Origin of the sequence: Bartonella grahamii ATCC 700132, assembly GCF_000518085.1 — a bacterium.
Lineage (GTDB): Bacteria > Pseudomonadota > Alphaproteobacteria > Rhizobiales > Rhizobiaceae > Bartonella > Bartonella grahamii.
Window position 1 is genome coordinate 101,783 of record NZ_JACX01000004.1, and the last position, 13,497, is coordinate 115,279.

The following is a 13,497-nucleotide window of genomic DNA, read 5'->3' on the forward strand; positions in this document are numbered from 1 at the left end:
TTTAGGATAGGGAGGATTTATTTATGAAAATTGCCATTCAGATGGATCATATTTCAACAGTTCGGATTCAAGGAGATACGACATTTGCACTCGCTTTAGCAGCACAAGAACGTGGACATTCTCTCTTCCATTATACACCAGATCGTTTATCTCTGTGTGATGGTTGTGTGATTACACGACTAGAGCCATTGATTGTGCATGATAAAGAGGGAAGCCACTATCAATTAGAAAAGCCTGTTCGCACGGAATTAACAGATATGGATGTGGTTCTTTTACGCCAAGATCCACCTTTTGATCTCAATTATATCACGACGACTCATTTGTTAGAACGTATTCATCCTAAAACACTCGTTGTGAATGATCCAGCATGGGTACGCAATAGCCCAGAAAAAATTTTTGTTACTGAATTTTCTGATCTGATGCCAGAAACATTAATTACCAAAGATATTGAAGAAATAACAGCTTTTAGAGAGACATTTGGCGATATTATTGTTAAACCACTTTATGGAAATGGGGGCGCTGGTGTTTTTTATTTAAAACAAGATGATCGCAATTTAGCATCATTGTTGGAAATGTTTGCAGAAATTTATCATGAACCTTTTATTGTTCAGCGCTATTTAGAGGCAGTACGAAAAGGAGATAAAAGGATTATTTTGCTTGATGGTACACCCGTTGGAGCTATTAATCGAATTCCGACAAAAACAGATGTGCGCTCTAATATGCATGTTGGAGGTCGCGCGGAAAATGTTGAGTTAACAAAACGTGATTATGAGATTTGTGAACGCATTGCTCCAGCCTTAAAGGAACGTGGTCTTCTTTTTGTGGGGATTGATGTGATCGGAGATTATATAACAGAAATTAATGTGACGTCTCCTACAGGAATTCGTGAAATTAAACGCTTCTGCGGTACAGATGTTGCTCATTTGTTTTGGGATGTTATTGAGTTCAAGCGTTCAAATTAATTTATTTGACAGAGGACAAAAACATGGTTTTAAAAAAATGATCCATGTTGTTTTTTATATTTGTTATGTTGCAAATGTGAACTAGAATGACCGTATGATATAAATTAAGAGGCTTTGTCCTCAATTTTTAGGGAGTTTATAGATGAGCAGAGTATTATCAATTGGAGTGGGATTGATTTTTGCGCTACTGCTGTCAGCAAATGGAGGCAATGCGCGCGATCAAATACAGATTACTGGTTCATCTACAGTTTTACCTTATCAAAAGATTGTTGCTGAGACATTTGGAGAAATTTATCCCCATTTTAAGGTTCCTGTTATCGAATCGGGTGGAACAGGAGCTGGTATTAAGGAATTCTGCCGTGGGATTGGGGAGAACACCGTTGATATTGTCAATGCTTCGCGAGCAATGAAACCGAGTGAATTACAGTCTTGTTTTGATGCTGGTGTAAAAGATGTTGAGGAAATACGTATTGGGTATGATGGTATTGTTTTTGCAACAGATGTTAAGGGTCCTGATTGGAAATTAAAGCCAGTAGATGTTTATAAAGCTCTTGCTGCTCGAATTATTATAGACGGAAAGTTGCAACCGAATAATGTTTTGAAATGGAGTGCAGTTAATAGTGCTCTTCCTGATTGGACGATAGCAGCGTATATTCCTGGAGAGAAGCATGGGACGCGTGAAGTTTTTGAGGAAAAATTACTTACTGAGGGGTGTAAAGAGAGTGGGGCAGTTGAGGTGATGAAGTCTTTAGGAATGGATGATAAGGAGATACACACTGCTTGTATTGCAGTACGTAAGGATGGAAAAGCGGTTGATATTGATGGTGATTATTCTGAAACATTTGCGCGTCTAACTTCTAATAAAACAGGGGTTGGTATTTTTGGTTTGTCTTTTTATCAAAATAATGCTGATAGGCTAAAGGTTGCCGATATTAACGGTTTTGCGCCAACAGTTGAGACGATTTCTAGTGGACAATATCCAGTTTCTCGACCGCTTTTTTTCTATATTAAGAAAGCACATTTAGATATTGTTTCAGGTTTGCGAGAGTATGTTGACTTTTTTCTTTCTGATCAAATGATTGGTCCAGATGGTCCTTTGGCTGAATATGGTTTGATTGTTTCTCCTGAAAAGGAGCGTCAAGCACAGCGTTCTGATTTTTCTACTGGTCGAGTAATGACATTGAAATAATTTGCAGGGAATAATTGGTTGGATTTCTGGGATAGGAAATTTAGGTGCTATTTTTTATAAAAACTGAAAGATAAAATGCGCATTTCCTTCATTATTTTGTTATTATTGATTTTTGGATTTTGTGGCTTTTGTATTTCTTATATGCGAGCACGCATTCTTGAATACAAACAACATAAGATGCATTCTCGTGCGTATTATTATGGCTGGGGGACATTTTTGATTACTGTTATTCCAGCTTTTATTTTTTTAATTGTTTGGGATGCTGGGAGTACAATTTATTTAGAATATAATGCCTCTCGAGAGCTTGGGGCGTATAGTGCGCATGGAACAAAGTCTGTAAATCATGATCTACTTTGGGAGATACTTCGAAGTCTCGTCAAAATGATTCATCGCTTTGAGGGGAATCTTTCTACCGCTTCCTATAAGGAAGTGCAGGCACAGTTATTCGCGAAGGGATTGATTTTACCTAGTGAAGCATCGGATGATGTGTTCAAAATAGCACAGTCGTGGGTATTCTTTTCTGAAAAGCTTAAGTTTATAGGTTATGGTTTCCTTTTTGTTATTGCGTCTTTGGGTTTTATCTGTGGAATGGTGCAAATTGCGCCTCATCAGCGTGCGCGCAATAAGGTTGAATCTTTTATTATTATTGGATTAATTTGTGCATCTATTGTTGCAGTCTTGACAACAATAGCCATTGCGCTTTCTATGCTTTTTCAGACAGTAAGCTTTTTTCAGTCTGTATCATTTTCAAATTTCTTTTTAGGAACAGTTTGGGATCCGCGTTTTTCCGCGAGCGGCTCAAGCGATGAAGTAGGACAATTTGGTTTAATACCGCTTCTTGCTGGTACGCTTTATATTGCATTTGTCGCCATGCTTTTTGCTGTACCTATAGGGCTATTTTCAGCTCTTTATATGGCTGAGTATGCTTCTGCGCGATTGCGAGCAATTGTAAAACCATTATTAGAAGTTCTTGCTGGCATTCCAACCATTGTTTATGGTTTTTTTGCTTTGAAGGTTGTAGGACCATTTTTACGTGATCTCTCTGTTTCTCTCTCAGATGGGGTTGGGTTTATTATGGCACAAAGTGTTTTGACCGCTGGAGTTGTGATGGGAATTATGTTGATACCTTTTGTTTCCTCTTTATCGGATGATGTTATTACGGCTGTTCCACGCATTTTACGTGAAGGTTCTTATGGTTTAGGCGCAACGCAATCTGAAACAATTAAAAAAGTTGTTATACCAGCAGCGCTTCCAGGGATTATGGGGGCCATTTTGTTAACGGCATCGCGTGCAATTGGAGAAACAATGATTGTGGTTTTGGCGGCAGGTGTTGCAGCAAACTTAACACTCAATCCTTTCGAAGCAATGACTACGATGACTGTTAAGATTGTTAATCAATTGACCGGTGATTTTGAGTTTAATTCTCCACAAACTCTGGTGGCTTTTGCCTTAGGGATGACGCTCTTTGTTATGACACTTTTGATGAATATTCTGGCTCTTTATATTGTGCGTAAATATCGGGAACAATATGAATGAATGAAGATTTTTTTCCTCGTCGCAATATTAGCCTCAAGCGTCGGTATTGGGCTGAACGTCGTTTTCGTGCCTATGGTTTGATTGCTATTTTTATTGGTTTGTTTTTTTTATTTACGCTTTTATGGTCTATCATTAGTCAGGGTTATACAGCTTTTTTTCAAAGTGAAATGACATTATTGATTTATTTGGATGAAAAGATCATTGATCCAAGTGGTCAACATAAAACAAAACCGCGAGTGCTCATGACGGCGAATTATCCACTTCTTGTACGCAATGCTTTAGCAAAGAAACTTAATATAGATCAAAATGACCGCGCCTCTCTTCGAGAAGTTAACCGTATGTTTTCAAATGGTGTCCGCGTTCAGCTGCGTGAAATGGTAACAAAGAATCCAAAACTGATTGGCACAATGCAAAAAGTTAAGGTTTTGGCATCTGCGGATATTGATTCTGCTTATAAGGGACAGATTGATCTGCGTGTAGCAGAAAAAAACCGTAAAGTTTCTAATCGACAAGTAGAATGGATAAAGCGTTTAGCGCATGATGGTACGCTTTATAAAACATTTAATATTGGTTTTTTTACATTTGGCGCTTCAAGTCGTCCTGAGACTGCGGGATTAGGTGTTGCGATTATTGGTTCTCTTTATATGATAGGCATCGTTTTATTAGTTTCACTTCCGATAGGCATAGCAACGGCTCTTTATTTGGAAGAATATGCACGCAAAAATAAATTTACAGATTTTATAGAGGTTAATATCAATAATCTTGCAGCTGTTCCTTCAATTGTGTTTGGTCTTTTAGGACTCTCTTTTTTTGTTAATTTTTTAGGATTACCACGTTCAGCCTCTTTTGTTGGTGGTCTTGTTTTAGCGCTCATGACTCTTCCCACGATTATTATTGCAACACGTTCTGCTCTGCGTGCTGTTCCTCTCTCTATTCGTGCAGCAGCTTTAGGACTGGGAGCATCAAAAACACAAATGATTTTTCATCATGTTGTTCCTTTAGCTGCGCCTGGTATTTTGACAGGCACAATTATTGGAGTCGCACAGGCTTTGGGTGAAACAGCGCCTTTGCTTCTGATTGGAATGGTTGCTTTTGTTGTTAATATTCCTACAACCCCCATGGATCCAGCAACGGCTTTGCCTGTTCAAATTTTTATGTGGGCGGGTGAAGCAGAGCGCGCTTTTGTTGAAAAGACGTCAGGTGCTATTATTGTATTAATGATTTTTCTTGCAATCATGAATATTTCTGCGGTTTTTTTACGTCGACGATTTGAACGCCGCCAGTAATTTTAATAAAATAACAGTTTTGATAAGATTTTTGTAAGGTGAATTTTTGTAATGAAGATTAAAATGCGAGGTCAGGATGTGAAGGTTTCTTATGGAGACAAAGAAGCACTCCACGGTATTACACTTGATATTCCTGAACATCAAGTAACAGCTTTGATTGGTCCATCAGGATGCGGAAAGTCGACTTTTTTGCGTTGTTTTAACCGTATGAATGATACGATTGAAGGCGCTAGAACAACCGGTCTTATTACTTTAGATGGGGAAAATATTTATGACCAGAGGATTGATGTTGTAGAATTGCGCGCTCGTGTTGGAATGGTTTTTCAAAAGCCTAGTCCTTTTCCAAAATCTATATTTGAAAATGTTGCGTATGGTCCACGCATTCATGGTTTAGTTAAAACGCGCTCTGAATTGCATGATATAGTTGAAAAGAGTTTGAGGCAGGCAGGTTTATTTGAAGAAGTAAAAGACCGTCTTCATGATCTTGGAACAAGTTTATCAGGGGGACAACAACAGCGTTTGTGTATTGCACGTGCTATTGCGGTTAGTCCTGAAGTTATTTTGATGGATGAGCCCTGTTCAGCTCTTGATCCCATTGCGACGGCACGGATTGAAGAGCTTATCGATGCATTACGGCAAAATTATACAATTGTTATCGTAACGCATTCTATGCAACAGGCTGCACGTGTTTCTCAATATACGGCTATGTTTCATTTAGGGCATTTGGTAGAAGTTGGTGCGACTGAAATGATCTTTACCTCACCAAAAGAGCAACGGACGCAAGATTATATTACGGGGCGTTTTGGATAGGTGAATTGAGGAGTGTAAGATATGTCTATGAACCATACTGTCCGTTCTTATGATGCAGAACTAAAATATTTAAAAGCAAGGATTACAGAAATGGGGAGCCATGCAGAAAGGATGATTGAACGTTCTGTCGCATCGGTTGTGTGTAGTGATCTTCAACTTGCAACGACAGTGATTGCCGATGATGTGTTTTTAGATGAAGCAGAACGTGACATTGATGAAAAAGCGGTTGCTATTATTTGCAAACGCCAACCGATGGCTGTTGATTTGCGTGAAATTATTGGAGCCATTCGTATTTCTTCTGATCTTGAGCGGATTGGGGATATGGCTAAAAACATTGCTAAAAGGACAGTTGCACTTTCAGAAATACGTCAATCTGCTTCTGTTTATCATGGGCTTGAAACAATTACAGCTTTAGCACTCAATCAATTAAAAGAAGTCTTAAATGCTTATACGAGTCGCCTATTAGAGCGTGTTGACGCTGTGCGTGAGCGTGATGAGAAGATTGATGCTTTGTATACTTCTCTTTTTCGTGAACTTTTGACATATATGATGGAAGATATGCGCAATATTACGGTTTGTACACACTTGCTGTTTTGTTTAAAGAATATTGAACGAATTGGTGATCATGTTACGAATATTGCTGAAATGCTGCATTATATCATAACGGGTTACCATATGTCTTCTGATCGTCCTCGCGATGACCTTACTTATAAAGTTGGGGTAGGTGAGAAGAAAATAGATTAAAATTTTTCTTATATGTATAAGATAAGTTTGTAGATACTATGAGTATTTTCTTACAGTGCGGCTATAGAAAGAATAAGATAGCCATATTATGGAAAAGTACAAAGAAGCAACAAAGAGTTTTTTCAGAGAAGCATGGCAGATTGCTAACTCTTGGTTTGACATATTTGTATATTGGATGATATCATCACTCGTATTATGGCCGGAGGGGAGTTTTCTAGGGGAATTTTCTTCCAGATCATTTTGTTAAAATTTTATGTTTTTATATTAAAGGGGATATCTGTATTATTTTTTTCAATATCGATGCAAAGAGTTTTGGTATCCAAATTTTTTCGGATGTAGAAGAAGTGATAGTGTTGCTTTATTGTAATTGAAACGTGTGGGTTATTATGGCCTATATTGGACCATGAAGAATAACAATATTGATCTGTAAATTAAGAGTTTTTTATTTTTTATTTTGCATAGATATTTTTTTATTACCTCTTGTATTAAAATTTTACTGAGTGGTAACAATCGGCTATGTACTTTATTAAGAGATACATTTAAAGCTCATTTCAAAATTTGAATAGCTCAGAGATTATAGGAATGTGTTGCATAAGATGAAAAAAAATCGTTGGAATGTTTTTGTTACCTGTTGTGTAGCGCCGTTAGTTGTTGTGGGGTGTGCTTCAAATCGTTTAGATACTGGAAAAGTAAATAACAATAAGACAAAAACAGTTACTTATCCATTGACAGAGCGTCAATGTCTTATGCGAGCGATGTATTTTGAATCAAATCGCACAAGCCGTGAAGGAATGATTGCCGTTGGGACGGTTGTTATGAATCGTGTTAATTCAACCGCCTATCCTAAGACGATTTGTGGTGTTGTTGGTCAATATAAGCAGTTTGCTCCTGGTGTTTTAACGCGTCCTATGACGGAGAAAGCATCTGTTGCTCGTGTAAGAGAGGCGGCTGATGCTGTTTTACGGGGTGAACGAGATAAGAAAGTTAAACACGCTAAGTTTTTTCATACCGCTGGTTTGTCTTTTCCGTATAAAAACATGCATTATGTTCAGGTTGCAGGGGGAAATGCTTTTTATGAAAAACGATCACGTAATGGGGAACTTCAAGTTCCTACAAATAATCGCCCTTATGATGTTGCTTATGCTTTTGCTCAAGAACGTTCTGGTCATGCGCCAAGCTTTATAGATGAAGGCACAGAAAGTAGGGGAGTAAAGGTAGAGAAAAGTGCATCTCCTTCGATAGAAGTAGCACAGTCCAAAACGGCACATCCTGCGCATTTTGCTATGGTACAGCTTGATAAAGTTCCTATTCCTGCCTACGCACCTCAACATCTAGCTAGGAAAGAGGAAAATAAAACGATTATGACTTTGCCTTCATCAGATCAGTTAAATGCAATTGTTGCAATGTTAGAAAAACGACACAGAAACTGGTAAGTTTTCACGACAAAAGAAGGGTTATACCCCCATTGCGGTTTATAAATTAAGTGATCCTTTAGCGATAATGACACGCATCAATATACGTAGAGAAAGTAAACTCAAAGGATCTAAAAAACGATTTATAATATGACGACGTAAAGAACGCATTTTATTTAAAGAAGGGTATTGGTAATGTACTTTGATATTCATGAGACAATTTCGCCTGAAATGCTTAATCGTCTTGCAGAAATTACAGTAAAAGTGGGGTTGAATTTACAAGAGGGGCAGGATCTTGTTTTGACTGCTCCAGTTTCAGCATTACCTTTTGTTCGGCGTATTGCATATCATGCTTATAAGGTTGGTGCTAGTGTCATTACACCAATTTTTAGTGATGATATGTTATCGCTTACACGTTTTGAAAATGCCCATACAGCTAGTTTTGATTGTGCCCCTTCTTGGCTTTATGAGGGAATGGCGAAGGCTTTTGAAAATGGGGCAGCGCGTTTAGCAATTGTTGGTGATAATCCTTTGCTCCTTTCCAATCAAGATTTTGATAAGGTTGCGCGTTTGAATAAGGCGACTTCACTAGCTTACCAGCCTGCTCTCAAAAAAATATCGAATTTTTCTATAAATTGGTCAATTGTTGCTTATCCAACAGCAGGATGGGCTGAGGCAATGTTTCCTTCTTTACCACTGAATGAGGCGATTAAAAAATTAGCCGATGCAATTTTTTCTGCTTCACGTGTTACAGAAGAAGATCCAGTACATGCGTGGGTTGTCCATAACGAGAATTTAAAGAAACGATCATCTTGGCTTAATGAGCAGCGTTTCTTTGCCTTACACTTTACAGGTCCAGGGACTGATTTAACTGTTGGTTTGGCAGATGATCATGAATGGCATGGTGGTGCATCCGTTGCTCAAAATGGTGTTATTTGCAATCCGAATATTCCGACAGAAGAAGTTTTCACGACTCCTCATGCTCATAAGGTTGAAGGTTTTGTTCGTTCGACGAAACCACTTTCCTATCAAGGAACACTGGTTGATAATATTGAAGTACGTTTTGAAGCAGGGCGTATTGTTGAGTCTCGTGCATCAACGGGTCAGGAAGTTTTGCAACAGGTTTTGCAAAGTGATGAGGGTGCAAGCCGATTGGGCGAAGTTGCTCTTGTGCCCCATTCTTCACCAATTTCTAAGAGTGACCTCCTTTTTTATAATACCTTATTTGATGAAAATGCTGCATGTCATATTGCTTTAGGGCAATGTTACTCCAAATGCTTTTTAGATGGGGCATCTTTGACGTCAGAAGAGATTGCAGCACGTGGTGGTAATAAAAGTGTCATTCATATTGACTGGATGATTGGTTCTGGCGAAATTGATATAGATGGCATTACCCAAGATGGTGTAAGAGTTCCTGTGTTTCGTAAGGGTGAATGGGCTTAATCCTGTTATGCCGCATTCGATGTGGAGTGGGATGTAAGCCTCATTGATACGTTAAGTATTTTAGAGTGTCTGGTGAATATTCAAGGCAGGGCTTGGCTATAAAGCCTTTAGTTAAGTGACTCATATGAGTAGGACGCCAAGAGAAATCCACTCATCAAAAATTTGTTTCTTATAGAGCAGATGTAGAGGAAACCTTCGTTCTTTGAGGGGGGAAAAGGAGTCAATTTATTGGTGATACAATTGGAACGTGTATAATTATTAAAGAAGAGAGATGCCTGAACTTCCTGAAGTAGAGACAGTTCGTCGTGGACTTGAGCCTGTTGTAACTGATGCAAAGATAGTATCTGTCAGACTTAATCGTAGAGATTTGCGCTTTCCTTTTCCTGAGGCTTTTTCTGAGCGCCTTATTGGCAGAACAATTATAGAACTTGGTCGGCGTGCGAAATATTTATTATTTCATCTTTCTCAGGATGAAACGATTTTAAGCCATTTAGGAATGTCTGGTTCATGGCGTATAGAGAATGATCTTTTAAGAACAGTTTTTTCAACGACAAGTAAATTGATTAAGCATGATCATTTTGTCATGGATATTCAAACAAGGGATGGTGAAGTTTATCATCTTATTTATAATGATGTGCGTCGCTTTGGATTTATGCTTTTAGTCAATACGGACAAGCTTTATGAACATCCACTTTTAAATAAGCTAGGGCTTGAACCTATGAGTAATTCGTTTTCTGGTCGTTATTTACAAAAGGCTTTTGTTAATAAAAAAATGTCTCTCAAGAGCGTTTTACTTGATCAGTCTATTGTTGCAGGTCTTGGGAATATTTATGTTTGTGAAGCACTTTGGCGGAGTCGTTTGTCGCCACAACGTGGTGCATTTACATTGGCATCAAAAACGGCACGTGCATGTGAATTTGCAGATTCTTTAGCACAAAATATACGCAATGTGATTTCTGAAGCCATTTTGTCTGGTGGCTCTTCTTTACGTGATTATATGCATATAGATGGTTCACTTGGTTATTTTCAACATGCTTTTTCAGTTTATGGACGAGAAGGTAAGCAATGTTTGGAATGTGGAACGCCTATTGTGCGTATTTTACAGGCTGGACGTTCAAGTTTTTACTGCTCACAATGCCAAAAATGAATAAGGTGTCTTGCAAAATCTTACAAGAGGCTTAAAGTCGTCGTATCTATAATATAATTACACAAGGCTTGAGAGGTTTTTTTATGCTGAATAAAGTACTAACACATCTTGATGGAAATATAGAAAAGAGCCTTGAACGCCTTTTTTCTCTTTTACGTTTTCAATCGATTTCTACAGACTCGGCTTACAAGGATGCATGTCGTAAAGCAGCTGATTGGTTAGTAGAGGATTTAAAAAGCATCGGTTTTGAGGCTTCACGCCGTGATACACCGGGTCATCCAATGGTTGTTGGGCATCATCCAGGACCTTCGGATGATTGTTTGCATGTGTTGTTTTACGGACATTATGATGTTCAACCTGTTGATCCTTTGAGTTTATGGGAGGATGATCCATTTACACCTTCTTTAAAAGAGAGAGATGGAGAGAAAGTTATTTGTGCTCGTGGAGCTTCAGATGACAAAGGTCAGTTGATGACTTTTATTGAAGCATGTCGTGCATTTAAGAAAGAAACAGGGCATCTTCCTGTTAAAGTTACTGTTTTATGTGAAGGTGAGGAAGAATGTGCTTCTCCTTCCCTTATTCCTTTTTTAAAAGAAAATAAAGATGAACTTAAGGCAGATTATGCATTGGTTTGTGACACGTCAATGTGGGATGCGGATACACCATCTATTGCTCTTTCTCTTCGGGGAATTATGGCAGAAGAGATGATTATTACAGCAGCGAATCGTGATTTGCATTCTGGTTATTTTGGAGGAGTAGCAGCTAATCCCATTCGTATTTTAACGAAAATTTTAGCAGGACTTCACGATGAAAATAATAAGGTGACGCTTCCTGGTTTTTATGATGGCGTAGAAGAAACACCTCCCCATATTTTAAAATCATGGAATGCGCTTAATTGTACTGCTGAAAATTTTCTTGGTCCTATAGGTCTTTCTACTCCTGTTGGTGAAAAAGGGCGGAGCATTTTAGAGCTTGTATGGGCACGTCCTACCATGGAAATTAATGGTATTAGTGGCGGCTATGAAGGGGAAGGGATGAAAACGGTTATTGCTTCTCAAGCGAGTGCAAAAGTATCGTGTCGTTTGGTGCATAAGCAAGATCCAGAGAAAATACGCCAAGCGTTGCGTGATTATGTACGTAGCTCAATTCCTGCTGATTGTAAGGTTGAATTTAAGAATCATGGTTCTTCTCCGGCACTTCAGATTTCTGATGATTCATCTTTTATCAAGGAGGCGAAGGATGCCTTATCACAAGAGTGGGAAGTGCCTGCTGTCTTGACAGCCATGGGGGGCTCGATCCCAATTGTAGCAGATTTTCGGTCAATTCTTGGTATGGAGACTCTTTTGGTTGGTTTTGGACTGGCTGATGACCGTATTCATTCTCCTAATGAAAAGTATAATTTAAAATCGTTTCATAAGGGGCAGCGGTCTTGGGCGCGTATTCTTGCAGCTTTAGCAAGTAGGAGGGTAAATGGCTGAGATTCGTGTTCATCAAGGTGATTTACCAAACTTAGACAATTATAAAACTGATGCCATTGCGATTGATACCGAAACTTTAGGGTTACAACCACATCGTGATCGTTTATGTGTTGTTCAGCTTTCTTCTGGAGATGGTACTGCTGACGTTATACAGATTTCTAAAGGACAAAAGAGTGCACCTAATTTGGTCAAGCTTCTTGGAGATAACGCAGTCATCAAAATATTCCATTTTGGGCGTTTTGATCTTGCGATTTTAGCGCATACATTTGGTGTTATGCCAGAGGCTATTTTTTGTACAAAGATTGCTTCGAAACTCACGCGTACTTATACGGATCGTCATGGCTTGAAAGAAATTTGTAATGAATTGCTGAATGTGAATATTTCTAAACAGCAACAATCTTCGGATTGGGCGGCAGAAACGTTATCACAGGCACAAATTGAATATGCTGCGTCGGATGTGTTATATTTGCATCGTTTAAAAGTTATATTTGAAGAACGTTTAAGACGTGAAGAGCGGGAAAGTGTTGCCAAGGCGTGTTTTCAATTTTTGCCTATGAGAGCTAAGCTTGACCTTTTAGGATGGGCGGAAGTGGATATTTTTGCGCATAGCTAACTTTAAAATTGGTTTTTAAAAGGAGTTAATTATTGATGTGAGAGGACAAAATGCTTGTACATTATGGGCATTTTATCCTCTCCTCTTTTCTGATAAGAGTTATAATAAATTCTTAAGTGCTATTTCATTTGAAGTTTAGGTAATCAAAGTATTTTTGCGAATTCATATTTTTTATTTTTGTAACAGCTTTTATTTGAAAAAAGAAATTTTGAGGAGAGTTTGGAAACATATGGTAGGTTGGAAGACTTAAATCTCTGAAACCAGTATACAGCCTAATTGGGGGAGAATATGAAGGCGTAAATATAAAAACAAAATCTCATTTTTACCATCATTTTTAATTCTGCTTTACGACTTTCAAAAGTATCTAAAGCAATGTCTGTTAAATAATAGAGATTACGCATTGCCTCACGCTTTTGTTTCTCACGTTTTTAATGGATTTACGTTCTTCATGTAAAACAGAACGCCTTAAACGGAATATATTTGTATCGCTAATTCATGTGCTTTTTTTTAAAGAAACCAGCCCCCAAGCCCACTTCACGGCGGCGCTTATGAGTGGTATAACAATAAAGCCCCGAAATATGATATAAAATTCGTTGAGCACTTCCATCTTTACGCTTATGGAGTAACAAGCCGCTACCATCACACAATTTGCCAGCTCCCAATATTTGTGTGTCCCTTGGCACTTAAGACGGTTTATAAGAGGCATTTTTAGTCTTTTTTCAGTGTTTTTTGTTTATACGCCTCTCCCCACTTGTAACATGCAATCAAATGGTTTTGATAGATTCAACATGAAAAAGATTTGGATGAGAGAATCTTACGGTATTCAGGGTTTTTATTCAATATGAATAACGCTAAACTATCATTATAAATCAATATA

At 38.2% G+C, this 13,497-nt stretch carries 11 protein-coding genes and 1 pseudogene; 11 read left to right on the plus strand and 1 reads right to left on the minus strand.

Features of this window, described 5'->3' with window-relative positions; genetic code table 11:
- The first annotated feature begins 23 nt into the window (after nt 1-23).
- From gshB to U736_RS0101875, 11 genes are all read left to right on the plus strand, one after another.
- The gene (gshB, locus tag U736_RS0101820) at nt 24-962 is read left to right on the plus strand and encodes a glutathione synthase (protein ID WP_026500212.1); all 939 of its coding nucleotides are present in this window, start codon (nt 24-26) and stop codon (nt 960-962) included.
- A gap of 142 nt (nt 963-1,104) precedes the next feature.
- A complete protein-coding gene (locus tag U736_RS0101825; RefSeq protein ID WP_026500213.1) occupies nt 1,105-2,151 on the plus strand; it encodes a PstS family phosphate ABC transporter substrate-binding protein in 1,047 nt (348 codons plus the stop codon).
- A gap of 75 nt (nt 2,152-2,226) precedes the next feature.
- Nucleotides 2,227-3,687: a phosphate ABC transporter permease subunit PstC gene (gene pstC / locus U736_RS0101830; RefSeq protein ID WP_026500214.1), complete on the plus strand. Its 1,461-nt coding sequence runs from the start codon at nt 2,227-2,229 to the stop codon at nt 3,685-3,687.
- Nucleotides 3,684-4,973, plus strand: coding sequence for a phosphate ABC transporter permease PstA (pstA, locus tag U736_RS0101835; protein WP_026500215.1), 1,290 nt, complete (start codon nt 3,684-3,686; stop codon nt 4,971-4,973). The genes pstC and pstA overlap by 4 nt, the downstream gene beginning before the upstream one ends.
- A gap of 51 nt (nt 4,974-5,024) precedes the next feature.
- Nucleotides 5,025-5,783: a phosphate ABC transporter ATP-binding protein PstB gene (pstB, locus tag U736_RS0101840; protein WP_012754654.1), complete on the plus strand. Its 759-nt coding sequence runs from the start codon at nt 5,025-5,027 to the stop codon at nt 5,781-5,783.
- 21 nt (nt 5,784-5,804) lie between these two features.
- On the plus strand, nt 5,805-6,527 hold the full coding sequence (gene phoU, locus U736_RS0101845; RefSeq protein ID WP_012754655.1) for a phosphate signaling complex protein PhoU: 723 nt from the start codon (nt 5,805-5,807) through the stop codon (nt 6,525-6,527).
- A 596-nt stretch (nt 6,528-7,123) separates the two neighbouring features.
- Nucleotides 7,124-7,960: a cell wall hydrolase gene (locus tag U736_RS0101850; protein WP_012754656.1), complete on the plus strand. Its 837-nt coding sequence runs from the start codon at nt 7,124-7,126 to the stop codon at nt 7,958-7,960.
- Between the two features lie 174 nt (nt 7,961-8,134).
- Nucleotides 8,135-9,382, plus strand: a complete 1,248-nt coding sequence (locus U736_RS0101860) for an aminopeptidase (RefSeq protein WP_026500216.1) — start codon at nt 8,135-8,137, stop codon at nt 9,380-9,382.
- Nucleotides 9,383-9,653: 271 nt separating this feature from the next.
- Entirely contained in the window at nt 9,654-10,529 is an 876-nt protein-coding gene (gene mutM / locus U736_RS0101865) for a bifunctional DNA-formamidopyrimidine glycosylase/DNA-(apurinic or apyrimidinic site) lyase (protein WP_012754658.1), read from the plus strand.
- Between the two features lie 83 nt (nt 10,530-10,612).
- Nucleotides 10,613-12,007: a M20/M25/M40 family metallo-hydrolase gene (locus tag U736_RS0101870; protein ID WP_012754659.1), complete on the plus strand. Its 1,395-nt coding sequence runs from the start codon at nt 10,613-10,615 to the stop codon at nt 12,005-12,007.
- Nucleotides 12,000-12,620, plus strand: a complete 621-nt coding sequence (locus tag U736_RS0101875) for a ribonuclease D (RefSeq protein WP_012754660.1) — start codon at nt 12,000-12,002, stop codon at nt 12,618-12,620. Before U736_RS0101870 ends, U736_RS0101875 begins: the two co-directional genes overlap by 8 nt.
- Before the next feature lie 249 nt (nt 12,621-12,869).
- Here the strand turns inward: U736_RS0101875 and U736_RS12655 are convergent.
- Nucleotides 12,870-13,326 (minus strand): annotated as a pseudogene (locus U736_RS12655) (integrase); the annotation flags it as partial.
- Nucleotides 13,327-13,497: the final 171 nt, after the last annotated feature.